23 protein-coding genes, 1 tRNA gene and 1 riboswitch are annotated in these 23,402 nt (G+C 67.9%); of the genes, 11 read left to right on the forward strand and 13 right to left on the reverse strand.

All coding sequences use genetic code 11. The annotated features are described in order from the left end of the window. Positions 1–96 precede the first annotated feature (96 nt). Positions 97–3,234, forward strand: coding sequence for a DUF3427 domain-containing protein (locus AB0F56_RS20935; RefSeq protein WP_362011731.1), 3,138 nt, complete (start codon positions 97–99; stop codon positions 3,232–3,234). A 62-nt stretch (positions 3,235–3,296) separates the two neighbouring features. Here the strand turns inward: AB0F56_RS20935 and AB0F56_RS20940 are convergent, their stop codons facing one another. Continuing rightward, entirely contained in the window at positions 3,297–4,049 is a 753-nt protein-coding gene (locus AB0F56_RS20940; RefSeq protein WP_362011733.1) for a hypothetical protein, read from the reverse strand. Positions 4,050–4,317: 268 nt separating this feature from the next. On the opposite strand from AB0F56_RS20940, the gene AB0F56_RS20945 reads away from it, so the two are divergent. Together AB0F56_RS20945 and AB0F56_RS20950 are read left to right on the forward strand one after the other, a co-directional pair. Then, positions 4,318–6,090: a DUF262 domain-containing protein gene (locus tag AB0F56_RS20945; RefSeq protein WP_362011736.1), complete on the forward strand. Its 1,773-nt coding sequence runs from the start codon at positions 4,318–4,320 to the stop codon at positions 6,088–6,090. A 51-nt stretch (positions 6,091–6,141) separates the two neighbouring features. Next, on the forward strand, positions 6,142–6,447 hold the full coding sequence (locus AB0F56_RS20950; protein WP_362011739.1) for a hypothetical protein: 306 nt from the start codon (positions 6,142–6,144) through the stop codon (positions 6,445–6,447). A gap of 162 nt (positions 6,448–6,609) precedes the next feature. On the opposite strand, the gene AB0F56_RS20955 is transcribed toward AB0F56_RS20950, so the two are convergent. Genes AB0F56_RS20955 through AB0F56_RS20970 form a run of 4 tightly spaced genes read right to left on the reverse strand, consistent with a single transcriptional unit; the run spans position 6,610 to position 10,637 of the window. Further along, positions 6,610–7,956, reverse strand: a complete 1,347-nt coding sequence (locus tag AB0F56_RS20955; RefSeq protein WP_362011740.1) for a DUF445 domain-containing protein — start codon at positions 7,954–7,956, stop codon at positions 6,610–6,612. A 17-nt stretch (positions 7,957–7,973) separates the two neighbouring features. Further along, entirely contained in the window at positions 7,974–8,951 is a 978-nt protein-coding gene (locus AB0F56_RS20960; RefSeq protein ID WP_362011742.1) for an ATP-binding cassette domain-containing protein, read from the reverse strand. A 20-nt stretch (positions 8,952–8,971) separates the two neighbouring features. Continuing rightward, positions 8,972–9,784, reverse strand: coding sequence for an ABC transporter permease (locus tag AB0F56_RS20965; RefSeq protein WP_362011994.1), 813 nt, complete (start codon positions 9,782–9,784; stop codon positions 8,972–8,974). Positions 9,785–9,836: 52 nt separating this feature from the next. Beyond that, positions 9,837–10,637 (reverse strand): ABC-2 family transporter protein, encoded by an 801-nt coding sequence (locus AB0F56_RS20970; RefSeq protein WP_362011995.1) that lies wholly within the window; start codon positions 10,635–10,637, stop codon positions 9,837–9,839. A gap of 174 nt (positions 10,638–10,811) precedes the next feature. On the opposite strand from AB0F56_RS20970, the gene AB0F56_RS20975 reads away from it, so the two are divergent. Next, entirely contained in the window at positions 10,812–13,022 is a 2,211-nt protein-coding gene (locus AB0F56_RS20975) for a transglycosylase domain-containing protein (RefSeq protein ID WP_362011744.1), read from the forward strand. Here AB0F56_RS20975 and AB0F56_RS20980 read toward each other — a convergent pair. From AB0F56_RS20980 to AB0F56_RS20990, 3 genes are all read right to left on the reverse strand, one after another. Then, complete coding sequence (locus AB0F56_RS20980) at positions 13,016–13,336, reverse strand: multidrug efflux SMR transporter (protein WP_362011746.1); 321 nt, start codon at positions 13,334–13,336, stop codon at positions 13,016–13,018. The genes AB0F56_RS20975 and AB0F56_RS20980 overlap by 7 nt on opposite strands. Positions 13,337–13,370: 34 nt before the next feature. After that, positions 13,371–13,443, reverse strand: a riboswitch (guanidine-III (ykkC-III) riboswitch). Positions 13,444–13,498: 55 nt separating this feature from the next. Next, on the reverse strand, positions 13,499–13,837 hold the full coding sequence (locus AB0F56_RS20985) for a co-chaperone GroES (protein ID WP_361962664.1): 339 nt from the start codon (positions 13,835–13,837) through the stop codon (positions 13,499–13,501). Positions 13,838–13,883: 46 nt separating this feature from the next. Continuing rightward, positions 13,884–14,204, reverse strand: coding sequence for a DUF3618 domain-containing protein (locus AB0F56_RS20990; protein ID WP_362011749.1), 321 nt, complete (start codon positions 14,202–14,204; stop codon positions 13,884–13,886). A 121-nt stretch (positions 14,205–14,325) separates the two neighbouring features. On the opposite strand from AB0F56_RS20990, the gene bcp reads away from it, so the two are divergent. From bcp to AB0F56_RS21010, 4 genes are all read left to right on the forward strand, one after another. Next, positions 14,326–14,793 carry a thioredoxin-dependent thiol peroxidase gene (bcp, locus tag AB0F56_RS20995; protein WP_362011752.1) on the forward strand — a complete coding sequence of 156 codons (468 nt, stop codon included), beginning with the start codon at positions 14,326–14,328 and terminating at the stop codon, positions 14,791–14,793. A 153-nt stretch (positions 14,794–14,946) separates the two neighbouring features. Continuing rightward, positions 14,947–15,597 (forward strand): HNH endonuclease, encoded by a 651-nt coding sequence (locus AB0F56_RS21000; protein ID WP_362011755.1) that lies wholly within the window; start codon positions 14,947–14,949, stop codon positions 15,595–15,597. Next, positions 15,594–16,259 (forward strand): HNH endonuclease signature motif containing protein, encoded by a 666-nt coding sequence (locus AB0F56_RS21005; protein ID WP_362011756.1) that lies wholly within the window; start codon positions 15,594–15,596, stop codon positions 16,257–16,259. Before AB0F56_RS21000 ends, AB0F56_RS21005 begins: the two co-directional genes overlap by 4 nt. Before the next feature lie 49 nt (positions 16,260–16,308). Then, a tRNA-Leu gene (locus AB0F56_RS21010) sits at positions 16,309–16,392 on the forward strand. A 50-nt stretch (positions 16,393–16,442) separates the two neighbouring features. Here the strand turns inward: AB0F56_RS21010 and rdgB are convergent. From rdgB to AB0F56_RS21030, 4 genes are all read right to left on the reverse strand, one after another. After that, on the reverse strand, positions 16,443–17,045 hold the full coding sequence (rdgB, locus tag AB0F56_RS21015) for an RdgB/HAM1 family non-canonical purine NTP pyrophosphatase (RefSeq protein ID WP_362011758.1): 603 nt from the start codon (positions 17,043–17,045) through the stop codon (positions 16,443–16,445). Positions 17,046–17,053: 8 nt separating this feature from the next. Continuing rightward, complete coding sequence (locus AB0F56_RS21020) at positions 17,054–17,437, reverse strand: hypothetical protein (protein WP_362011761.1); 384 nt, start codon at positions 17,435–17,437, stop codon at positions 17,054–17,056. A gap of 125 nt (positions 17,438–17,562) precedes the next feature. Continuing rightward, positions 17,563–18,294 (reverse strand): ribonuclease PH, encoded by a 732-nt coding sequence (gene rph / locus AB0F56_RS21025; RefSeq protein ID WP_362011763.1) that lies wholly within the window; start codon positions 18,292–18,294, stop codon positions 17,563–17,565. 224 nt (positions 18,295–18,518) lie between these two features. Next, on the reverse strand, positions 18,519–18,752 hold the full coding sequence (locus AB0F56_RS21030) for a PTS glucose/sucrose transporter subunit IIB (protein ID WP_351898403.1): 234 nt from the start codon (positions 18,750–18,752) through the stop codon (positions 18,519–18,521). Between the two features lie 236 nt (positions 18,753–18,988). Here AB0F56_RS21030 and AB0F56_RS21035 point away from each other — a divergent pair, with 236 nt between their 5' ends. Next, positions 18,989–20,290 (forward strand): PTS transporter subunit EIIC, encoded by a 1,302-nt coding sequence (locus tag AB0F56_RS21035; RefSeq protein WP_362011765.1) that lies wholly within the window; start codon positions 18,989–18,991, stop codon positions 20,288–20,290. Positions 20,291–20,562: 272 nt separating this feature from the next. Next, a complete protein-coding gene (locus AB0F56_RS21040) occupies positions 20,563–21,828 on the forward strand; it encodes a PTS transporter subunit EIIC (protein WP_362011767.1) in 1,266 nt (421 codons plus the stop codon). Positions 21,829–21,907: 79 nt separating this feature from the next. Here AB0F56_RS21040 and AB0F56_RS21045 read toward each other — a convergent pair whose 3' ends face one another. Then, the gene (locus AB0F56_RS21045) at positions 21,908–22,660 is read right to left on the reverse strand and encodes an MBL fold metallo-hydrolase (protein WP_362011769.1); all 753 of its coding nucleotides are present in this window, start codon (positions 22,658–22,660) and stop codon (positions 21,908–21,910) included. A 188-nt stretch (positions 22,661–22,848) separates the two neighbouring features. Here AB0F56_RS21045 and AB0F56_RS21050 point away from each other — a divergent pair, with 188 nt between their 5' ends. Beyond that, positions 22,849–23,358: a type II toxin-antitoxin system PemK/MazF family toxin gene (locus tag AB0F56_RS21050; protein ID WP_362011772.1), complete on the forward strand. Its 510-nt coding sequence runs from the start codon at positions 22,849–22,851 to the stop codon at positions 23,356–23,358. Positions 23,359–23,402: the final 44 nt, after the last annotated feature.

Below are 23,402 nucleotides of genomic sequence, written 5' to 3' on the forward strand. Positions count from 1 at the left end.
AGGCCATGGCCTGATCTTGACCTGCCATGCCAGCGTTGCGATTGGCTTCTCTGTGACGCCTGATATCACTGAGGTCTGAACGGGGAGGGGACAACAGTGGCTGGTCCGATCAATACCAACGAGCCGATCTCGGGGCTCTACGAGCAGCTCATCACGCTGCGTCTCGAGCACCAGCTGAAGGGTCTGACAGATCAGGGCTGGCATGCGATCGACGCCGCCATAGGAGCCGAGTCGGCGCCCCATGTCATCGCGCGGCACGTCGCGGACACGACGCGGCGCATCCTGGAGCGCCTGCCCGAGGCTGAGCGCGTTCACGCTGCCAACCACATCCTCGAATCGATGAACAGCATCGAGGGCGCTCGAGAGTGGGTCGACCTCGTGTCCGACGGCCCCCGCCAGCTCCTCGCCATCGCCGAGCAAGAGGCCAAGGGCGTCTACAAGATCAGGCCTGCGACTCCACTCTCCGAGACCGCACTCATCACCAACTCCCCCGATGACCCGAGCCTGGGCTTTGAGCTCCGAGCTGAGCTCGCCACAGCCGACCGGGTCGACCTTCTCTGTGCGTTCGTCAAGTGGCACGGTCTGCGAGTCATCGAGCAGTCCCTCGAAGCGGCACACGCAAGGGGCGTTCCGATCCGGGTCATCACCACGACCTACATCGGTGCCACTGAGCGCAGAGCACTGGACCGTCTCGTCCAGAGGTTCAACGCCCAGGTGAAGGTCAACTACGAGCTGCGCTCTACTCGACTCCATGCAAAGGCGTGGCTCTTCCGACGAAACAGCGGCTACGACACCGCCTACGTGGGCAGCTCCAATCTGTCCAAGGCCGCCCTCCTCGACGGCCTGGAGTGGAACGTCCGCCTGTCATCCATCGCCACCCCGGATGTGCTCCGCAAGTTTGAAGCCACGTTCGACTCCTACTGGAGCGATGCGGCATTCGAGCCGTACGACCCCGACCACGACTCGAGGCGCCTCGACGAAGCCCTCCAGATCGCCGGCCGCGGCCCCAACAACGCCGCAGGACGCCACATCACGCTCTCGGGGCTCGAAGTGCGGCCTTATCCCCACCAGCGGGACATGTTGGAACGCCTCGAAGTGGAACGCGAAGTCCATGGCCGCCACCGCAATCTGCTCGTTGCCGCCACGGGCACCGGCAAGACCGTCATGGCCGCGCTCGACTACAAGCATCTGAGGGCGAAGCACGGGAGCGACCTCAGGCTGCTCTTTGTCGCTCACCGGCAGGAGATCCTCCGCCAGTCACTACGGACGTACCAAGACGTCCTGGTGGATGCCAACTTCGGCGAAGAGATGCACAGCAGCATCGTCCCGGAGGAGTGGAAGCACGTCTTCGCGAGTGTTCAGTCGCTCAACGCTGGCGCTCTCGAACGGTTCGCCCCTGACCACTTCGACGTCATCGTCATCGACGAATTCCACCACGGGGTCTCCCCCACCTACCGGAAGATCATCGACCATTTCACGCCCCGCGAGCTCCTCGGCCTCACGGCCACGCCGGAGCGGATGGACGGCCGCAACGTCCAGGATGAGTTCTTCGACGGACGCATCGCGGCGGAGATGCGTCTGTGGGAGGCGCTGGAGAACGACCTGCTGAGCCCGTTCCACTACTTCGGTGTCACCGACAACACCGACATGAGTGCCATCACCTGGAAGCGCGGGGCGTACGACGCCTCAGCCCTGAGCAACCTGTTCACCGGCAACGACGCACGCGCCCGACTCGTCGTCCAGGCAGTGATGGACAAGGTCACGGACCCAGGGTCCATGCGTGCCCTCGGCTTCTGCGTCTCAGTCACTCATGCCCACTTTATGGCTGACTTCTTCTGCCGCGCCGGCATCAAGGCCGTGGCCCTCTCTGGGGAGTCGCCGCGAGACGAGCGCAGAGACGCGCTCGCTGCGCTTAGCTCGGGGGAGATTCAAGTAATCTTCTCCGTCGACCTCTTCAATGAGGGCTTGGACATCCCGGACGTCGACACACTCCTTCTGCTGCGTCCGACATCAAGTGCCACGGTCTTCTTGCAGCAGCTGGGCCGTGGGCTGCGTCGCAGCGAAGGCAAGGCGGTACTCACCGTCCTCGACTTCATCGGCCAGCACCGTAAGGAATTCCGCTTCGAGGAGCAGTTCCGCGCCCTGACCAACCTGACGCGCAACCGCCTGCTCGCCAACATCGAGCATGACTTCCCCCAGCTTCCGTCTGGCTGCCAGATCGTCCTTGAGTCCAAGGCCAAGGACCTGATCATGGACAACATCCGCAGCCAGATCAGCGTCAACGTCACGCAGCTCGCTCGGGAAGTGAGCCGGTACGGCGAGTCCCGGCTGTCGGACTATCTGGGGGAGAGCGGACGAGAGCTCAAGGAGATCTACCGCGGCAACGGCAACTCATGGACTGGCTTGCTACGCCGCTCGGGCTTGCTCCCCAGCGCCGGCCCCGAAGGCGAGGAAGCGCTCCTCAAGCGCGTCTCGGCATTCCTCCATGTCGACGACCCTCGACGGGTCGAGGCCTACACGAAGCTCCTTGCCGACGATGCCCCTCCCTACAGCGAACTCAACGAGATCGAGCGCGCCTACGCCCGCATGTTCTACTTCTCGCTGTGGCCTCTGGGTGGATTCACCAGCTACCAGGATGCAATGGACTCCCTGCGCCCCCAGCACGCATTCCGCGACGAAGTGCGCCAGGTGCTTGCGCATGTCCTTGACCGCACCGACCACGTCCCCATCCCGCTCCTCGGCCCCCTCGCCGACCTCCCGCTGACGGTCCATGCCGCGTACAGCCGGGAAGAAATCCTCCCCGCTCTGGGCCAGTCGTTCATCGGCGGCTTCATGCCGGGCCACTTCCGCGAGGGAGTGAGGTGGTGCGAGGACATCCAGACGGACGCGCTGCTGATCACGCTGGAGAAGGATGAGAAGGACTTCTCCCCACAGACCCGCTTCCGGGACTACGCGCTGAACGACAGCCTCTTCCACTGGGAGTCCCAGAACCAGACATCGGAAACGTCCCCCACAGGCATCCGCTACCAGACCCACAGGGAGAACGACTCCCACGTCCTCCTCTTCGTCCGCCGCTACAAGAAGACAGACATAGGCGGACCCCAACCATGGATGCTCCTTGGCCCAGCCGACTACGTCGAACACAAGGGCAGCAAGCCGATGGGTATCACCTGGAAGCTCAGGCACGAGCTCCCCGCCGACGTCATGACCTACTCAGCCATCGCAGCCGGCTGACACGGAGTCGAGCCGCCTCCATCACGGCAGAACCTCAAACGATGATGGAGGCGGGGCTCCGCTCACTCTGCGGAGTTGGCGATGCCATCCACGACTTGAGTGATCTCCTTGACCACTCCAGTGCCGGCCTCGATCGCAGTCTGCACCTGCGTTGCGCCTGCCGTGAACACGACTGACGCAGTGACGAGACCCAGGAACGCCCTCTTCCATCTACCGCCAGCTTGCGGGTCGACACCCGCCAGCATCGTCGATGCTTGGGTGAGGGAGCCCAGCACGTGACTGGTTTCGCGCGAGACCCTCGCCACCCCGAAGAGCTCAGCGTGCTCAATGAGCCAGAGAAGGTGCGTGATCTGGGCGGAAATCTCGTTCTTGAGAGCGGCAGGAAGCTCAGAGTCTGAGGTATCGGCGAGGATCTCGAGCCATGAGCGACAACTCTCCGTGAGCTCTTCCAGGTTGCCCCCACTCGGCGCGGCACTAGTGCCGCGCATCGCGGTCTCCAGCAGGTCGGCGGCCGACGCCAGATGATCAAGCGTCTCCTGTCCCACCAACACGCTCGCTGGACGCCCTCTGTCAGTCCAGCTCAGATCCGGCTGCATCACGGCGGTCCACCATTGGGGAAAGTAGCGGGAATACCTGGCCCTCTGGGCCTCCGGCAGCGCATGGACCTGCTCAATCGTCTCCGAGAGCAGGACACCGACCTCGGCATGCCGTCGAGCAAACTCGGCGGAGCCCCACTCCGCTCCGAGCACTGAAACCCATCCATCGCGGAAATTCTGGGCACCGGAACCCCACACCCGCGACAGAATCTCGTACAAGCCGTGCGGGCTCGTAACCGAAGCCGTATTCCCCATTCCCCCACCTTGCAACCTGGGCGTCAGTAACCAAAGAAGTTATCAGACGAAGCCGACGAACCTTGACGAACGATCCGCGAACCCAAGGGCAACCCTCTCGACATACCGGACAGATGGACAATAACCACCATTTCACCCTGAACTCGCTCACCCATGGAGCCTGAATCCGAAGAATTCACGCAAAGATGCGCGTCGGACGCTATTCTCGTGAGAAACTCGGGGAGGATAGCCCATGGCCATCATCAAGCACGCCGCCCGCCAGACCCTTGGGCAACTCATAGGCGCCAACAACCCTCCGGTCGAAGTACCGGATGACAGTCAGCGCCAATACGCTTGGGGAAAGCGTGAGGTCGACACCTACTGGGCCGACATTCAGAAGTTTATGCGCGCGCGCCGAACGGGAACGAAGGCGTCATCAGAGTATTTCATCGGCCCTATCGTCACCATCACTGACGATAAAATTACCAGCCGATCCCTCCTGGACGGCCAGCAGCGCCTTACCACGTCGACCATCCTGATTGCCACCATTAGAGACACGCTTGGAATCATGGCCTCAACAGAGGCGCGAGTGATGGCGAATAACATCCAGCGGGACTACATCGCCCGCAAGGATGGTCGGCATTCTCAACCACAATACTTTCTAACTCTCTCCCTTTTCGATCGGGACTTCTTCAAGGACTTCATTCAGGACTGGAATGAAGCCACCGGGAAGATTTCCCAGACCGAGATCCCGTCACGCCCCTCACATAAACTCATCCAGGACGCGTACTCGATATTCGAAGGGCACATATCTACATCCCTGGGATCCATACCCTCCGATGACGAGCGGATCGACTGGCTTGAGGAGCTCAGGGATTGCCTGGTGAAGGGGCTCGTCTTCGTCGAGGTACAGACGCCGACCTCGAGCGACGCCAACGAGGTCTTTGAAACGATCAACTCTCGCGGAAAAGACCTGTCCACCGTCGATCTCGTCCGGAACTTCCTTATGGAGAAGAGTCGCGGCGACGACGAGAAGGCACGCGTTAACACTGCTTGGCGGTCACTCCTCGACGGCTTCGAGCGCCGGGAGGACATAGAGAAGTTCTTGCGCCATTTCTGGGTCGCGGGGCACGGTGACGTGCGGTCGCACAGCCTGTACACCACGATCAGGCGAGAGCTCACCCACCGCTTCGATGCAGAGCTTCCGCGGTACGAGGTGCGGACCTTTGCCGCCGAACTCCAGAACGCATCCCGAAGGTACATCGAGTTGATCACGTCCGGGACAGGGCTGGAAACTCTGGACAGCCTTCTGGACGAGGTCAAGACCCTTGGGGCCGACGCCGTATACCCTCTCCTTCTCGCTGTATCGGCGAGGTCGGAGTACAGTCAGGTCGCGAAAATCACCCAGGCGCTCCTCAGCTACTACGTGCGCTGGACGGTCGTCGGCCGGCGTGAGTCAACTCTGCTTGAAGAAAAGCTGTTCGACCTGGCCAAGCAGGTCAGCTCCGGCACCACCGTGTCGAGTGCCTTCGAGCAGATCGTCAATTGGACTCCCGACGACGCATCGTTCCAAGCTGACTTTGAGAAGACTCAGATCCCGCGGAGCACGCAGGCACGTTACCTGCTCACCGCGATCGAGCAGTTCCTCCGTCAGCGCGACGGCGTGGACGACGTCATGGTGGCAGGTACGAACACGGTCCACGTGGAGCACGTATATCCGCAGTCGCCGGAGGCGGACTACCGTCTCAACGACCATGCAGCATGGGTGAACAGGATCGGAAACCAGACCCTGCTCCACGGAAGGAAGAACCGCGTAGCCTCCAACAAGGCATATCCCGAGAAGGTCGAGGCGTACAGCTCGTCTTCCTTCCTCATCACTCAGGAAACCGGAATCAGTCGCCTCTGGGACGCCGATGGCGATGGCTGGCGCACCCGAGGCATCGAGGAGCGCCAGGCCGACCTCGCGAAGCTTGCCGTCGAGGTGTGGCCGATCGGCACGCGAGACGCGAGCAACCTCCCCTTCTAGTTCGTGGCATTACGCTCGACCTCGGACCCACTCCTCCCGAAAGGCCCCCTCATGCCCCGCATCCCCTCCCCCGCCATAGCCGCCGCCGGGCTCGTCGGTGGGTACGCCGTCGCTCGGTGGACCAAGAAGCGGCCGCTTGGGGGCGTGGTGCTCGCCGGGGCCGGGGCCCTTGCCGTGCGGGAGTGGCAGCAGGTGGGCGGGGCCAAGGTGGCTGCCGGCCTGGGTGCCGCGTATGTCGCGGCGTTCGCCGGGTCGCATCCGCTGGCCAAGAAGGTGGGGGCCTGGCCCGCCGTGTTCGGGGTGGCCGGGGTCATGGCCGGAACCTCGTGGGCCGTCACCCGGGTCGCCAAGGGCTGAACGGGAGCGGGGTTCCGTTCGTATTAGTCGGTGCCCCTCCCCATGGGTGGCGCTGGGCGGGCCCCCTACCCCCGCCCAGCGCCCACGTCACCGTCGCCCCGCCCCAGAGCCCACGTCGCGCGGGGCCCTACACCCGCCCAGCGCCCACGTCGCGGTCGCCCCCTACGCCCCCACCCCCCGGCTCACCGTGTAGATCAGCAGGCCCGCCAGTGCGCCCACCACCGTGCCGTTGATGCGGATGAACTGGAGGTCTCGGCCGATGTTGGCCTCGATCTTCTTCGACGTCTGCGTCGCGTCCCAGCCCGCCACCGTGTCGCTGATGAGGGACGTGATCTCGTCCCGGTACGTCGTGACCACGTACGCCGCCGCGTCCTCCGCCCAGCCCTCGACCTTCGCCTGCAGGCGGCCGTCCGTCACCAGGCGGCCGCCCAGGGAGATCAGGGACGCCCGCGCGCGCAGGCGGAGCTGGCTGCGGTCGTCCTCCGCCGCCGCGATGATCATGCCGCGTACCGACGCCCACGCCGAGGCGATGATGTCCTGGACCTCCGGGCGCGCCAGCAGGTCCGCCTTGAGGCGTTCCACCCGCGCCCGCGTCTCCGTGTCGCCCTGGAGGTCCGCCGCGAAGTCCGTCAGGAAGCGGTCGATCGCGTCGCGCGCCGGGTGCGAGGGCATGTCCCGCATCTCCGTGACGAAACGCAGCAGCTCCTTGTAGACCCGCTCCCCGACCTTCCGGTCCACGAACCGCGGCGTCCAGCCCGGAGCCCCGCCCTGGACCGCGTCCATCACCGAGTCCGCGTGGAACACCAGCCAGTCGTGCGCCCGCGCGCAGATCAGGTCGACCGCTCTGTGGTGCGCCCCGTCCGCGACGACCTTCTCCAGCGTCTTGCCGATCCCCGGCGCGATCTCCGCCGCCTCCGCCCGCCGCGTGATCGCCTCGCCGACCACCGCCTGGATGTCCGAGTCCCGCAGGACCGTCAGGGCGCCGCGGAGGGCGGTGGCCAGTTCGCGCGTCACCCTGTCCGCGTGGTCCGGTTCCGACAGCCACGCCCCCAGCCGGCCCGCGATGCCCAGCGCCGCCAGTCGGCCCCGTACGACATCCGGAGACAGGAAGTTCTCGCCCACGAACGAGCCCAGCGTCGCTCCCAGCTGGTCCTTCTTCGTCGGGATGATCGCCGTGTGCGGGATCGGCAGGCCCAGCGGCCGCCGGAACAGGGCCGTCACCGCGAACCAGTCCGCCAGCGCGCCCACCATGCCGGCCTCCGCCGCGGCCGCCACATAGCCGGTCCAGGCCCCCCAGCCCGCGTGCTCGGCCCAGGTCGCCAGGGCGTAGATCACCGCCACGAGGACCAGCAGGCCCGTCGCCAGCGTCTTCATGCGGCGTACCCCGCGGTGACGCTCCGCGTCCGCCGCCGTGTACGAGAACGCCACCAACGGCGGCCGACGGCGTGGCTCACCTGGAGGTCCACCCCCCGGCAGCTCGCCCGGCGACCCGCTCCTCGTCTCGCTCATCACCCCACCTCCCTACATCAACGACTTTCCGGACGCACCTCAAGTTCCCGTTCCCCGTACATCTTCGCGATCACCGTCTCGATGTCGGGCTCCCGCACCGACAGATCCACCAGCGGGAACCGCTCCGCCACCGCCGCCACCAGCGGCGCCGCCGACGAGGACGCCGGGAACGCCAGCCACTGCCTCGGGCCCTCCGCCCGGACGAAACGCGCCCCCGGCAGGTCGATCGGTGCCAGCTCCCGCTCCAGGTCCACGATCAGCATCCGCTCGCTCGCGCCCGCCTCGTGCAGGCCCGCCAGCTCCCCGTCGTACATCAGGCGGCCGTGGTCGATCACCATCACCCGGCGGCACAGCTGCTCGATGTCCGTCAGGTCGTGGGTCGTCAGCAGGACCGTCGTGCCCCGCTCCGCGTTCAGCTCGCGCAGGAACTCCCGTACCCGCGCCTTCGACACCACATCGAGGCCGATCGTCGGCTCGTCCAGGTACAGCACCTCCGGGTCGTGCAGCAGCGCCGCCGCGATGTCGCCCCGCATCCGCTGGCCGAGGGACAGCTGACGGACGGGTACGTCGAGCAGGTCGCCCAGGTCCAGGAGGTCCACGCAGCGCGCCAGGTTCGCCGCGAAGCGGTCGTCCGGGATGCGGTACATCCGGTGCACAAGCCGGTACGAGTCCCTCAGCGGCAGGTCCCACCAGAGCGTCGTCCGCTGCCCGAACACCACCCCGATCCGCTGCGCGAGCCGCGTCCGCTCCCGCGAGGGGTCGATCCCCGCGACCCGCAGCCGGCCCCCGCTCGGCGTGAGGATGCCCGTCAGCATCTTGATCGTCGTCGACTTCCCCGCGCCGTTCGGGCCGATGTAGCCGACCATCTCGCCCCGCGCCACGCCGAAGCTGATCCCGTCGACCGCCCGCACCTCACGCCTCTCCCGGCGCAGCAGCCCCGTCTTCCGGCGTACCGAGAAGACCTTCTCCACCTGCTCCAGTTCGATGAACGTCATCGCCCCGAGTCCACCCTCCGTCAGCTTCCTGTGCTTCGGTACGCGCGCAGGCCCGACCGCCACGCCAGGCCCGCCAGCCCGCAGCAGCCCACCGCCACCAGCGGCGACGCGAACGCCAGCCACCCCGGCACCCCCGCCGGCGTCTCCCGCCCCAGGACGTACAGCGCCGGCAGCCAGTTCACGAACGCCAGCGGTACGACGTACACGACACCCCGCACCAGCTCCTGCGCGAAGATCGACGGCGGGTACTGGAGCAGCGTGTTCCCGCCGTACGTGAACGCGTTCGTCACCTCCGCCGCGTCCTGCGCCCAGAACAGCGCGGACGCGCCCACCACCATCACCGCCGAGAAGATCACCGCGCCGCTCACCACCGTCACCGGCAGGAGCAGCACCTTCGTCGCCGTCCACTCCACGTCGACGATGCACAGCGCCCAGACCAGTACGAAGACGCCCTGAGCCACCCGGCCAAGGCGTCGCAGCGCGAACTTGTCCGCCGCCACCTGCGCCAGCACCGGCGCCGGACGCAGCAGGAACATGTCCAGCGAGCCGTCCCGCACCCGCCTGCCCATCCGCTGCAGCGAGCCCATCGTCAGGTCCGCGATGCCGAAGGACGTGCTGGTCGTCCCGTACAGGAACGCGATCTCCGCGAACGAGAAGCCGCCGAGCCCCTCCACCTGACCGAACATCAGCAGGATCACGACGAAGTCGAAGAACGTGACCGTGAAGGAGGTGAACAGGGTCAGGGCGAAGGAGGCGCGGTACGTCATCGTCGACCGGATCCACATGCCGGCGACCATCCGGTACGTACGCCAGGCCTCCGTTCCCGCGACCATCCGGTACGTACGCCAGGCCTCCGCCGGCGGGGCGGCGGGGCCACCACGCGAGTCAGCCACCCTGCACCACCACCTTCCGCGTCGCCAGCGACTGCGCGAGGCGGCCCGCCGCCAGCAGCACCGCCGCCCACGCCAGCTGAAAGCCGTACGCGCCCACCAGCCCCCACCCCTCGTACTTCTCCAGGTACACGTCCGCCGGGATCTGCAGCATCGACGCCCACGGCAGCACCCGCGCCACCTCCCCCAGCACGCCCGGGAAGACGTTCAGCGGCAGCAGCATCCCCGAGAAGAAGAGCCCGCCCAGCCACGCCACCTGCACCACCCCCTGACCGTCCATCAGCCAGAACGCGGACATCGCGACCAGGTACCAGATCGCGAAGCTGACGACCGAGCCCAGCGCGACGGCCAGCACGAACGCGAGCCACGTCGCCGGCCGCTCCGGCAGCCGGAAGTCGAAGACGAACGCCCCGACCACCATCGGCACCGCCCCGCGCGCGAGCAACTGGTACGCGGACCGGCCCGCGTTGGCCGAGAACCACCAGGCCTGGAGGTCCGCCGGGCGGTAGAGATCGACGGCGATGTCACCCGTACGGATGCGCTCGATCAGCTCCTCCTCGAACCCGCCGCCCATCAGCCCGCAGACCGCGATCAGCCCCTGGCCGATCCACACATAGGCGAGCGCGTCCGCCATGTCGTAGCCACCCAACTGGGGACGCTCGTCCCAGAGGGCGATGTAGGTGTACGACAGGACCAGGCCGAAGACGGTGTTGGTGAACACCCCCGCCGCCGTGGCCATCCGGTAGGTCGCATGGCGCCGGAACCCACCCGCGGCCACCGTCGCGTACAGCCGCAGCATGCCCGGGCCGCCCTCCACGTAGATCCACGGAAGCGCACGACCCTAGCGGGCCGCACTCCGCCACCGCGAGTACTTTTTCGCTGCGTATTACGTAGGATTACCGACGATTTGCACCGATACGTGCACTATGGGGAGGCCATGCCTCCTTCATCCGGTACGGGAGCTCCAGACATGAGCGACGACCAGCCCGATCGTCCCCACCGACCCGGCTGGGCGCCCAGGGACCCCACCGTCCCCCCGCCTCCCCGTCGTCCGCGCCGCTCACGACCCGTGCGCTTCCTGCGGGCCGTCGCCGGCACGTTCCTCCTCGCCGTCCTGCTGGGCGCCGGCAGCTTCGTCGCCGGCTACCTGTTCGTCGAGATCCCGCCCGCCAACGCCGCCGCGACCGCCCAGTCCAACGTGTACCTCTACCGGGACGGCAGCCCCATCGCCCGCGACGGCGAGGTCAACCGCGAGAACGTCCGCCTCGCCCAGGTCCCCCTCACCGTCCGGCACGCCGTACTCGCCGCCGAGGACCGCGACTTCCGCTCCGCCCGCGCCGTCGACCCCAAGGCCATGGTCCGCGCCGCCTGGAACACCCTCACCGGCAAGGGCCGCCAGTCCGGCTCCACCCTCACCCAGCAGTACGTCAAGAACTACTACCTGGGCCAGGAACAGACCGTCACCCGCAAGGTGAAGGAGTTCTTCATCGCGATCAAACTCAACCGCGAGAAGAGCAAGGACCAGATCTTCGAGGGCTATCTGAACACCAGTTACTTCGGCCGCAACGCCTACGGCATCCAGGCCGCCGCCCGCGCCTACTACGGCAAGGACGCCACCGACCTCGACACCGCCGAAGGCGCGTACCTCGCCTCGCTCCTCAAGGCCCCCAGCGCCTACGACGTCGCGACCCACCCCGAGAACCGGACCAAGGCCCTCGCCCGCTGGCACTACGTCCTGGACGGCATGGTCAAGGAGCGCTGGCTCTCCCGCAGCGACCGGGCCGCCGCCACCTTCCCGACACCGCAGACCGCCCGCCCCGCCACCGGCCTCTCCGGCCAGCGCGGCTACCTCGTCCAGGCCGTCGAGGACTACCTCACCGGCCACGGCGTCATCGACGAGAAGACCCTCGCCGGCGGCGGCTTCCGCATCACCACCACCCTGGAGAAGGAGAAGCAGGACGCCTTCGTCGCCGCCGTCGACGCCCAGGTCATGTCCCGGCTCGACCCGGCCCAGAACCCCACCGACCGGTACGTACGGGTCGGCGGCGCGGCCATCGACCCCGCGAGCGGCCGCGTCGTCGCCCTCTACGGCGGCATCGACTACACCAAGCAGTACGTCAACAACGCCACCCGCCGCGACTACCAGGTCGGCTCCACCTTCAAGCCCTTCGTCCTCGCCGCCGCCCTCCAGCACGCCTCGCTCACCCAGAACGGCGAGCCCATCACCCCCAACACGTACTACGACGGCACCGACAAGCGCCCCGTCCAGGGCTGGACCGGCGCCTTCTACGCCCCCGCCAACGAGGACGACCACTCCTACGGCGACATCACCGTCCGGGCCGCCACCGACAGTTCGGTCAACGCGGTGTACGCGCAGATGGCCGTCGACGTCGGCCCCGCGAAGGTCAAGGAGACCGCCGTCGCCCTCGGCCTGCCCGCCCGGACCCCCGACCTCAACTCCTCCCCCTCCATCGCCCTCGGCCCGGCCACCGCGAGCGTCCTCGACATGGCCGAGGCGTACGCCACCCTCGCCAACCACGGCCGCCACGGCACGTACACCCTCGTCGAGCAGGTCACCAAGGACGGCGAAGCACTCGGCCTGCCGACGTCCGAGGGCCGGCAGGCCGTGAGCAGGGAGGCCGCCGACGGGACGACGGCGGTACTGCGGAGCGTCGTGGAGAGCGGTACGGGAACGGCCGCGCTCGCCGCCGGGCGGCCGGCGGCGGGCAAGACGGGCACGGCCGAGGACGACAAGGCCGCCTGGTTCGCCGGCTACACCCCGGACCTCGCGACGGTCGTCACGATGATGGGCCAGGACCCGCAGACGGGAGAGCAGAAGCCGCTGTACGGCGCGCTCGGGCTGCCCCGCATCAACGGGGGCGGGGCGCCCGCGGAGATCTGGGCCCAGTTCACCCGGGACGCGCTCGCGGGCACGGCGCCCCAGGAGTTCGACCTCCAGGTGGGCGCGGGCATGGAGGAGTGGACGGCACCCTTCGACCCCCTCGACCCCGCGCAGCCGGAGCTGCCGACGGAGGGGGAGGGGGAAAGGGAAGGGGAAGGGGACGAAGGGGCCAGGACCGGTACCGGTGACGTCCAGGAGGACACGGCCCAAGCCGGCCCGGAGCGCCCGCGCGGCGGGCCGGGGCGGGCGCCGGAGGGCGTCGTACCGCCGCGTCAGTGACCCGAGGTCGCCTTCAGGCCGACCACGGCCACAAGCAGCAGACAGACGAAGAAGATCCGGGCGGCGGTCGCCGGCTCGCCGAGCACCACCATGCCGAGCACCGCCGCACCGGCCGCACCGATGCCGACCCAGACGCCGTAGGCGGTACCGATCGGCAGGGTCTTGGCAGCGTGCGAGAGCAGCACCATCGAGGCGACGATCCCGGCGCCGGTGAAGACGCTCGGCCAGAGACGGGTGAAACCGTCCGTGTACTTCATGCCGATGGACCAGCCGACTTCGAGCAGACCGGCGACGATGAGAAGAACCCAGGCCATGACGACGAACACCTCCGCGAGACGGATCAACAGGGGTGCGTCGTCTTTGCGTGAAGCCCGGTACGGCGCGTCTCGTCGGGTGTGTCCAGAGTAGCAAAGAACAGATAAAAGGCCTGGTGACACCGGTCACCAGGCCGAAAAGCATGTGGTCCTACAGATGCCCTACAGGTACAACCCGGTGGTGTCCTTGGACCCCTCGAACCGGTCCGCGGCCACCGCGTGCAGGTCCCGCTCCCGCATCAGTACGTACGCCACGCCCCGCACCTCGACCTCGGCGCGGTCCTCGGGGTCGTACAGCACCCGGTCACCCGTCTCGACCGTACGCACGTTCTGGCCGACCGCGACGACCTCGGCCCAGGCCAGCCGGCGCCCGACGGCGGCCGTCGCGGGGATCAGGATGCCCCCGCCCGAGCGCCGCTCGCCCTCGGGAGAGTCGGTCCGGACAAGGACACGGTCGTGGAGCATCCGGATGGGCAGCTTGTCGTCGGTGTTCTCGCTCACGGTCAGAACCTACCTGGCCGGGCGTGTCGCCGTGGCCCGGGAGGGGTCACGCCCCGCGCTTACGGGCCGAGACCGCGAGCAGCCCGACGAGGGCGACGGCGACGAGCGCCACCGGAACCACCCGCTCCAGGCGCGGCGCGCCGTCCTCGTGCGTGAAGCGGGCCTTCACGTCCGACACGGTCCGGTTGACGGCGGCGAACGCGCGTCCGGCGGTGTGGTCCACAGTCGAGGCGACCCGGGCCTTGGCATCACCGACGATCGTCTTCGGATGCATCCGAATGCCGATCTCGTCGAGAGTCTCGGCGAGCTGGTCGCGCCGGCGGACGATGTCCGCCTCGATCTGCGCAGGGGTCCTGGCGTCCGACACCGCGCTGCCTCCGTAGTCGTCATCGGTCCTTGACGGACAGTCTCTCAGTTTCTCGGTCCGTGGTCTGTCTCTGGCCCCCATTAGGCTCGGGTGTGTACGCCCAGACACCCCGAGGAGAGCCATGAGCGAGCGACTTCAGCCCGGCGACACCGCCCCCGCCTTCACCCTGCCCGACGCCGACGGCAACGAGATCTCGCTCGCGGACCACAAGGGCCGCAAGGTCATCGTCTACTTCTACCCGGCGGCGCTCACCCCCGGCTGCACGAAGCAGGCCTGCGACTTCACGGACAACCTGGAGCTGCTGGCGGGCGCGGGCTACGACGTCATCGGCGTGTCGCCGGACAAGCCGGAGAAGCTGGCGAAGTTCCGCGAGCAGGAGCACCTGAAGGTGACGCTGGTCGGCGACCCGTCGAAGGAGACGCTGGAGGCGTACGGCGCGTTCGGCGAGAAGAAGCTGTACGGCAAGACGGTGACGGGCGTGATCCGCTCGACGATCGTCGTCGACGAGGACGGCAAGGTCGAACGCGCGCTGTACAACGTGAAGGCGACCGGCCACGTCGCCAAGATCATCAAGGACCTGGGGATCTGACACCCGCGCCCCACGGAACGGCCCGCACGCTTCTCGCCGAAGCGGCGCGGGCCGTTCCGCATTTCGGACGAATGACTGGGTGACCGTCCGATATTCGGCTCGTTACTCCGTACGAGACCACGAACAGGTGGCCGGGGCGGAGGGGTGCTGGGGATGCCGGAAAGTCCGTACACGAAGGAACGGCTCGCGGAGGCGGCGGGCACGTCGAGGACGCTGTCGGAGGCGCTGGGGAAGCTGGGGGTGGATCCGAGGAGCGGGACGCGGAGGTATGTGCGGGACCGGATGAGGAAGCTGGGGGTGGATACGTCGCACTTCGAGCGGGAGGGAGCGAAGTGGACGCGGGAGGTGCTTGAGCCGATTGTGGCGGTGTCGACGAGCGTGTGCGAGGTGCTGCGGCGCCTGGGGCTTGAGGTGGTCGGCGGTCACCACACGAACATCAGCCGCCGCATCAAGGCGTACGGGATCGACACGTCCCACTTCACACCACTGGTACGCACCAAGGCGATGCGGGACAACCATCGCCGGCGCACCACAGCCGAGGTTCTCGTGGATGGCACAGCGACACAGGTCACGCGCACGCCCAAGGAGCGTCTGAAACGAGCCATGTGCGAGGCCGGGATGGATGAGCGCTGCGCACTCTGCGGCAGCGAACCGACCTGGCTGGGCTGTCCGCTCCCCCTCGAGGTTGATCACATCGACGGCAACTGGCGCGACAACCGGATCGAGAACCTACGGTTCCTCTGCCCCAACTGTCACTCGACAACGGATACCTACCGTGGCCGAGGAAAGGGCCGTCGCTCATGAACGAGAGGCTCCGCTACACGCGGGAGCGCTTGGTCGAGGCGGCCGCGACGTGCAGGAACATCGAGGAGGTCATCGCCTTCTTCGGAACCGAACCGTACGGGCGCCTGCGCCAGTACCTGTGGCGCCGGTTCGAGCACTACGGCATCGACGTCTCGCACCTCGACCGCCGTGGCTACCGCAGAGGCGGGGCGCGGCCGTCAGCCGCAGAACTGGCCAAAGCCGTGGCCGCATCCGTTTCCCTCGCCGGAACGCTGCGGCACCTGGGAAGGCCGGGGAACTCAAGCCAGACGGCGCTCCTCAAGCAGTGGATCGTCGAGGATCGACTCTCAACGGCACATTTCCTCGGACAGAGCCATCAGCGCGGTCGGCCCGGCACCAATCCACCACGGAAGGCAGCGGATCTGCTGGTGAAGCACGACGGCAAGCACCGGACCAAGACCGCTCACCTGCGCCGCGCCCTCTCCGAGATCGGGGTGCCGGAGCAGTGCGCAAGGTGCGGCACCGGTTCCGCGTGGCTCGGAATGCCCATGACGCTCGAAATCGACCACATCAACGGCGACTGGAGCGACGACCGCGCCGATAACCTGCGGCTGCTCTGCCCCAATTGCCATGCAATCACCGACACTTGGTGCAGGGGAGGCAGACACCGCACTTCTCGCTAGCCACCCCACTCCGCAAAGCCGCCTGCCCGCTAACATGGGCAGGCGGCTAGCGGCCGTGGTGGAACTGGCAGTCACGCTGGGTTTAGGTCCCAGTGGGAGAAATCCCGTGAGGGTTCGAATCCCTCCGGCCGCACCTATCGTGGCCTGCGAATCGAAGGTTCGATTCGCAGGCCACGGCCATGCTCAGCCCAGCAGCTCCCGTACCACCGGTACCAGCGCCCGGAACGCCTTGCCTCGGTGGCTGATCGCGTTCTTCTGTTCCGGGGTCAGTTCGGCGCAGGTCACGTCGTAGCCCTCCGGCTGGAGGATCGGGTCGTAGCCGAAGCCGTTCGTGCCCATCGGGGTGTGGCGGAGTACGCCGCGCATGCGGCCCTCGACGACGCGTTCCGTGCCGTCCGGGAGGGCCAGGGCTGCCGCGCAGGCGAAGTGGGCGCCTCGGTGGGCGGCGTCGATGTCGGCGATCTGGGCCAGGAGCAGCTCCAGGTTGGCGCGGTCGTCGCCGTGGGTGCCGGACCAGCGGGCGGAGAAGATGCCGGGGGCGCCGCCGAGGACGTCGACGCAGAGGCCGGAGTCGTCGGCGACCGCCGGCAGGCCGGTGGCCTGCGCGAGGGCGTGGGCTTTGAGGAGGGCGTTCTCGGCGAAGGTGACGCCGGTCTCCTTGGTGTCGGGGACCTCCGGGTACGCGTCCGCGCCGACGAGCTCGTGAGGGAGGCCTGCGTCGGCGAGGATCGCGTGGAGTTCGGTGATCTTCCCGGCGTTGCGGGTGGCGAGGATCAGACGGGTCATGCTCCCGATTATCCCGGGGTGCAGACCTTGCCGATCTCCGTGGCCGCGTCCGTGATCGGCTTGATGTCCGGGGTCGTGTCGCCGTTGTTGACGGCGGTCTTCACCTCTTCGACGCCCTTGGTGAGGTCGTCGACGGCCTTGGACAGGTCGGCGTTGTCCGTCGTGTCCTTGAGGTTGCCGAGCTCCGTGGAGATCTCGTTCAGGGCCTCGTTGAGCTGCGTCGGGTCGTTGGAGGCGTTGGAGACGGCCTGCGAGAGCTTGTCGACGCTGGTGGCTATCGCGTCGGCGGTCGCGACGCAGTCCATCGCCTTGTCGAGTGCTCCGCAGCCGACGAGGGTGGTGCTGGCGAGTACGGCTGCCGAGGCCACGGCGATTGCAAGACGGCGCTTCAAGACGGGTCCTCCCCAGAGATGGAAACACGTACGGATACAGGCGGATACAGGCGGATACGGGTACCCGCACGGCAACGGGCGCACGGTCCTTGCCGTGCGCCCGTCCATGAGGACGCCGTAGCGGGCTACAGAGTTCCTTCGAGCGCCTTGCGCTGGATCTCGGCGAGGTCGGCGCAGCCGCCGGACGCGAGGTCGAGGAGGGCGTTGAGCTCCTTGCGGTCGAAGGGCTCGGCCTCGGCGGTGCCCTGGACCTCGACGAAGCGGCCGTCGCCGGTGCAGACGACGTTCATGTCGGTGTCGGCGCGGACGTCCTCCTCGTAGCAGAGGTCGAGGAGCGGGGTGCCGTCGACGATGCCGACGGAGACGGCGGCGACCGTGCCGGTGAGCGGCTTGCGGCCGGCCTTCACCAGCTTCTTCGTCTGGGCCCAGGCGACCGCGTCCGCGAGGGCGACGTACGCGCCCGTGATGGCTGCGGTGCGGGTGCCGCCGTCGGCCTGGAGGACGTCGCAGTCGAGGACGATCGTGTTCTCGCCGAGGGCCTTGTAGTCGATGACCGCGCGCAGAGAGCGGCCGATGAGGCGGGAGATCTCGTGCGTGCGGCCGCCGATCTTGCCGCGGACGGACTCGCGGTCGCCGCGGGTGTTGGTGGCGCGCGGGAGCATCGAGTACTCGCCGGTGACCCAGCCCTCGCCGCTGCCCTTGCGCCAGCGCGGGACGCCTTCGGTGACGGAGGCGGTGCAGAAGACCTTGGTGTCGCCGAAGGAGATGAGGACGGAGCCCTCGGCGTGCTTGCTCCATCCGCGTTCGATGGTGACGGGGCGGAGCTGTTCGGGGGTACGGCCGTCGATACGAGACATGTCACGAGCCTAGCCGCCGGGGAGGGGGGCCTGGTCCCCTCGGAGTAGCCGCCTGGTCCCCCGTCGTGGTGCCATCGGCGCCCCGCACGACCCAGCCCCGGCGCCCCGCACGACCCAGCCCCGGCGCCCCGCCCTCCCCCCGCACGACGAAGGCCCGGTCCCCTGTCGGACCGGGCCCCCGTCGGGGTGACTCAGCGGTGAGTCGAGCGTGCGTCAGTCGTCGCTCACATCATGTCTTCGATGTCGGCGGCGATCGGGTCGGCGTCCGTGCCGATGACGACCTGGATCGCGGTGCCCATCTTGACGACGCCGTGCGCGCCGGCGGCCTTGAGCGCGGCCTCGTCGACGAGGCTCGGGTCGACGACCTCGGTGCGGAGGCGGGTGATGCAGCCCTCGACCTCTTCGATGTTGTCGATGCCGCCGAGGCCGGCGACGATCTTCTCAGCCTTGCTGGCCATGTCTTTCTCCCTGTCCGTTCCTGTTCGAAGAACGTGAGTCTCGGCGCACCGTCGGTCCGCTTTGTCACGGTAACGCACGGTTGGCCCAACTTCGCGAGCGCGTGCCCTCGTTCTGCCGAATGATGACGATCACCGGCAGCCTGCCCCCAGGGGGCTCCGGGAGCCTATCGCAACTGGTCTACACCAGTGTGCAACGCGATTCGGGCCCGGATCGTTCCGGGCCAGGGAGGACGCCGATGAGTACGGACAGCGCGGCCGCCGCGCCGAAGAAGTCGATGTGGGGCGGCCTCTTCCAAGGGCTGCAGAAGATGGGACGGAGCCTCCAGCTCCCCATCGCCGTACTGCCGGCGGCCGGCATCCTGAACCGTCTCGGCCAGCCCGACGTCTTCGGCGCCGACGGCCTCGGCTGGGACAACGTGGCCAAGGTGATGGCGGGCGCCGGCGGCGCCCTGCTCGACGGCAACCTGGGCCTGCCCCTGCTGTTCTGCATCGGCGTGGCGATCGGGCTCGCGAAGAAGGCGGACGGCTCGACGGCGCTCGCGGCGACCGTCGGCTTCCTCGTCTACTACAACGTGCTGCGCCAGTTCCCCGAGGACTGCCCGCCGGGCACGGCGGACATCAACGGCGGTTGCCTGGCGCCCGAGCAGGCGTTCAGCGGGTACACGTACCAGAACCCGGGCGTCTTCGGCGGCATCGTCATCGGTCTGCTCGCGGCCTGGTTCTGGCAGCGTTACCACCGGGTGCGGCTGGTGGACTGGCTGGGCTTCTTCAACGGCCGCCGCCTCGTGCCGATCATCATGACCTTCGTCGCGATCGCCTTCGCGTCCCTGTGTCTGTGGGTCTGGCCGCCGATCGGCGACGGCCTGGAGAACTTCAGCGACTGGCTGGTGGGCCTGGGCGCCTGGGGTTCGGGCATCTTCGGTGTCGCCAACCGCGCGCTGCTCGTGATCGGCCTGCACCAGTTCCTGAACGTGCCCATCTGGTTCCAGTTCGGCACGTACACCAGGCCGGACGGTACGACGGTCCACGGCGACATCCCGATGTTCCTCGCGGGGGACCCGGAGGCCGGTCAGTTCCTGACGGGCTTCTTCCCGATCATGATGTTCGCCCTGCCTGCGGCGGCCCTGGCGATCACCCACTGCGCGCGGCCGAACCGCCGCAAGGAGGTCGGCGGTCTGATGCTGTCGGTCGCCCTGACCTCGTTCGTCACCGGTATCACCGAGCCGATCGAGTACTCGTTCCTCTTCATCGCCCCGGTCCTGTACGCGATCCACGCCGTCCTCACGGGTGTGTCGATGGCCGTGACGTGGGCGCTCGGCGTGAAGGACGGCTTCAGCTTCTCGGCGGGTCTGATCGACTACGTCATCAACTGGAACCTGGCGACCAAACCCTGGCTGATCATTCCGATCGGCCTCGGCTTCGCCGTCGTGTACTACGTGATCTTCCGGTTCGCGATCACCAAGTTCAACCTGCCGACGCCGGGCCGCGAGCCGGAAGAGGTGGCGGAGCAGATGGACCAGGACGTGACCAAGGCCTAGCCGCCCGCCGCGATTCGGGGCTTTCGCCCCCTTCGGAGAACCCCGAAAGGCCCTCGGACCTCATGGTCCGGGGGCCTTTCGCCGTTCACGCCCCGCTACCCCGCAACCACACAGAATTCGCAGGTTCCTTATCTAAGTCTCACGTGCTACAACTGGTCTACACCACTCATTGGTGTAGACCACGCGGTCCAGACCACCGCGTTCCACGAGACGCCGCCGTCACCCCCTTTTCACTGTCCTCTGGCGGCGCCTTGCCTTACTGGAGGAAGTTGATGAGTACGGCCACCGCCCAGGCCGCCGCTCCCGCGAAGAAGCGCGGATCCGGCCTGTTCCAGGGCCTGCAGAAGGTCGGTCGCAGCCTGCAGCTGCCGATCGCCGTGCTGCCGGCCGCGGGTATCTTGCTCCGTCTCGGCCAGCCCGACGTCTTCGGCAAGGACGGCCTCGGATGGGACAAGGTCGCCTCCGTGTTCGCCACGGCCGGTGACGCAGTCTTCGCCAACCTGCCCCTGCTGTTCTGCATAGGCGTGGCCATCGGCTTCGCCAAGAAGGCCGACGGCTCGACCGCCCTGGCCGCCCTCGTCGGCTTCCTGGTCTACCAGAACGTCCTCAAGGCGTTCCCGGTCACCGAGGCCGTGGTCAACACCACCGCCAACAAGGGTGTCGACGTCGCCGCGACGTACAACAACCCGGGTGTCCTCGGCGGCATCCTGATGGGTCTGATCTCCGCGGTCCTGTGGCAGAAGTTCCACCGCACCAAGCTGGTCGACTGGCTCGGCTTCTTCAACGGCCGCCGTCTCGTCCCGATCATCATGGCCTTCGTCGGCACCCTCGTCGGTGTCGTCTTCGGTCTGGTCTGGGAGCCCATCGGCAACGGCATCTCCAGCTTCGGCGAGTGGATGACCGGCCTCGGCGCCGGTGGCGCCGGCCTCTTCGGCCTCATCAACCGCGCGCTGATCCCGGTCGGCATGCACCAGTTCGTGAACACCGTGTCCTGGTTCCAGATCGGCGACTTCACCAACGCGGCCGGCGAGGTCGTCCACGGCGACCTGAACCGCTTCTTCGCCGGTGACCCGAGCGCCGGAATCTTCATGTCGGGCTTCTTCCCGATCATGATGTTCGGCCTCCCGGCCGCCGCGATCGCCATCGCCCACGCCGCTCGCCCCGAGCGCCGCAAGGCCGTGATGGGCATGATGGTCTCGCTCGCGCTGACCTCCTTCGTCACCGGCATCACGGAGCCGATCGAGTTCACCTTCATGTTCATCGCCCCGGTGCTGTACGTGATCCACGCGGTCCTGACCGCCATCTCGATGGCCGTCACCTGGGCCCTCGGTGTCCACGCGGGCTTCACCTTCTCCGCGGGCGGCATCGACTACCTGCTGAACTGGAACCTCGCGACCAAGCCCTGGATGATCATCCCGATCGGCCTCGTCTTCGCGGCGATCTACTACGTGGTCTTCCGCTTCGCGATCACCAAGTTCAACCTCCCCACCCCGGGCCGCGAGTCCGACGAGGAGCTCGAGGACCTCACCAAGGCGTGAGCCTCGCCCCGTACGACGGAAGGGCCCCGGAACCGACCAGGTTCCGGGGCCCTTCCCGTACGCGCGCCACCGCGGCGGCTCAGACCTCGTACACCGCGCCCGCGTACGCCAGCTCCGACGGGCCGTCGTAGACCGCGCGGGCGTCCGCCAGGTTCTGCTCGCCGTCGGTCCACGGCGGGATGTGGGTGAGGACCAGGCGGCCCGCCGAGGAGCGGGTCGCCTCCGCGCCCGCCTCGCGGCCGTTGAGGTGGAGGGCCGGGATGTCCTCCTTGCCGTGCGTGAAGGACGCCTCGCAGAGGAAGAGGTCCGTGCCCTCCGCGAGTTCGTGCAGGGCCTCGCAGGCTCCCGTGTCGCCGGAGTACGTCAGTGAGCGGCCGCCGTGTTCGATCCTGATGCCGTACGCCTCCACCGGGTGGCACACCTTCTCCGTACGGACGGAGAACGGGCCGATCTCGAAGGAGCCGGACTTCAGGGTGCGGAAGTCGAAGACCTCGCTCATCGACTTGTCCGAGGGGGTGTCGGCGTACGCCGTGGTCAGGCGCTGCTCGGCGCCCTCCGGGGCGTAGACCGGGATCGCGTCGCAGCGCCCGCCCTCGTGGCGGTAGTAGCGCGCGACGAAGTAGCCGCACATGTCGATGCAGTGGTCGGCGTGCAGGTGGCTGAGGAAGATGGCGTCGAGGTCGTACAGACCGATGTGGCGCTGCAGCTCGCCCAGGGCGCCGTTGCCCATGTCGAGGAGCAGCCGGAAGCCGTCGGCCTCTACGAGGTAGCTCGAACAGGCCGAGTCCGCGGACGGGAACGACCCGGAGCAGCCGACGACGGTGAGCTTCATGGAGCGTGAACCTCCGAGGGCGGAGAGCGGCGGGGGAGGTCGTGCGATGCGTCGAGCGTAAGGCGCGACTCCGCTCGTCGCTCCTCCGCGGCGGCCCGTTGTGGGCGAACTCACGGGCTCTGTCACCGGTTCGGATGGACCTGGGGCGGGAGAGCGACGGGTACGGGCGGCCGGTAACGTCTTGGGGTATGGACACGTCCTGGTGGCCGGCGCTCGTCGCGGTCGTGGTGATCGCGCTGGTCGTGGCGCTGGCGGACGGCCGGAAGCGGTCGGCGCGGCGGCCCGGTGGCCGGACGCGCCCGCCGGCGCGGCCCTCCGGGCGTCCACCCGTACGGCCGAAAACGCCCCGTAAGGCCCCCGGCGGAGCTCCCGGGAAGGCGCCGGCGCGGCTCCCCCGGGCGGGCGAGATCTGGTGGGCGGACGTGCCCTACGAGGACGGGCCCGGGTCGAAGGACCGGCCGTGTCTGGTGCTCGCGCTGCGCGGGGACTCCGCGCTCGTCGCCAAGATCACCAGCAAGTACCACGACGAGCGGCCGGGCGTCATCGCGCTGCCGCCGGGGTCCGTGGGGGACGCGCAGGGGCGGCCGAGCTTCCTGGAGACCGATGAGCTGCGGGAGGTCCCGGTGTGGGAGTTCCGCCGCAAGGTGGGGACGGCGGACCCGGTCGTGTGGGACCAGGTCCGCCATCTGGCGTCCTGAGGGACAGGGGCTTCACGCCCGCGTCCTCAGAGACAGGGGCATTA

The organism is Streptomyces sp. NPDC026092 (assembly GCF_040638605.1).
GTDB lineage: Bacteria > Actinomycetota > Actinomycetes > Streptomycetales > Streptomycetaceae > Streptomyces.

What these genes read in the sequence shown, in the direction of transcription:
- AB0F56_RS20945 (WP_362011736.1), top strand. Translation starts at nt 4,318, where the DNA reads ATGGCCATCATCAAGCACGCCGCCCGCCAGACCCTTGGGCAACTCATA.
- AB0F56_RS20950 (WP_362011739.1), top strand. Translation starts at nt 6,142, where the DNA reads ATGCCCCGCATCCCCTCCCCCGCCATAGCCGCCGCCGGGCTCGTCGGT.
- AB0F56_RS20955 (WP_362011740.1), bottom strand. Translation starts at nt 7,956, where the DNA reads ATGAGCGAGACGAGGAGCGGGTCGCCGGGCGAGCTGCCGGGGGGTGGA.
- AB0F56_RS20960 (WP_362011742.1), bottom strand. Translation starts at nt 8,951, where the DNA reads ATGACGTTCATCGAACTGGAGCAGGTGGAGAAGGTCTTCTCGGTACGC.
- AB0F56_RS20965 (WP_362011994.1), bottom strand. Translation starts at nt 9,784, where the DNA reads ATGGTCGCGGGAACGGAGGCCTGGCGTACGTACCGGATGGTCGCCGGC.
- AB0F56_RS20975 (WP_362011744.1), top strand. Translation starts at nt 10,812, where the DNA reads ATGAGCGACGACCAGCCCGATCGTCCCCACCGACCCGGCTGGGCGCCC.
- AB0F56_RS20980 (WP_362011746.1), bottom strand. Translation starts at nt 13,336, where the DNA reads ATGGCCTGGGTTCTTCTCATCGTCGCCGGTCTGCTCGAAGTCGGCTGG.
- bcp (WP_362011752.1), top strand. Translation starts at nt 14,326, where the DNA reads ATGAGCGAGCGACTTCAGCCCGGCGACACCGCCCCCGCCTTCACCCTG.
- AB0F56_RS21000 (WP_362011755.1), top strand. Translation starts at nt 14,947, where the DNA reads ATGCCGGAAAGTCCGTACACGAAGGAACGGCTCGCGGAGGCGGCGGGC.
- AB0F56_RS21005 (WP_362011756.1), top strand. Translation starts at nt 15,594, where the DNA reads ATGAACGAGAGGCTCCGCTACACGCGGGAGCGCTTGGTCGAGGCGGCC.
- rdgB (WP_362011758.1), bottom strand. Translation starts at nt 17,045, where the DNA reads ATGACCCGTCTGATCCTCGCCACCCGCAACGCCGGGAAGATCACCGAA.
- rph (WP_362011763.1), bottom strand. Translation starts at nt 18,294, where the DNA reads ATGTCTCGTATCGACGGCCGTACCCCCGAACAGCTCCGCCCCGTCACC.
- AB0F56_RS21030 (WP_351898403.1), bottom strand. Translation starts at nt 18,752, where the DNA reads ATGGCCAGCAAGGCTGAGAAGATCGTCGCCGGCCTCGGCGGCATCGAC.
- AB0F56_RS21035 (WP_362011765.1), top strand. Translation starts at nt 18,989, where the DNA reads ATGAGTACGGACAGCGCGGCCGCCGCGCCGAAGAAGTCGATGTGGGGC.
- AB0F56_RS21040 (WP_362011767.1), top strand. Translation starts at nt 20,563, where the DNA reads ATGAGTACGGCCACCGCCCAGGCCGCCGCTCCCGCGAAGAAGCGCGGA.
- AB0F56_RS21045 (WP_362011769.1), bottom strand. Translation starts at nt 22,660, where the DNA reads ATGAAGCTCACCGTCGTCGGCTGCTCCGGGTCGTTCCCGTCCGCGGAC.
- AB0F56_RS21050 (WP_362011772.1), top strand. Translation starts at nt 22,849, where the DNA reads ATGGACACGTCCTGGTGGCCGGCGCTCGTCGCGGTCGTGGTGATCGCG.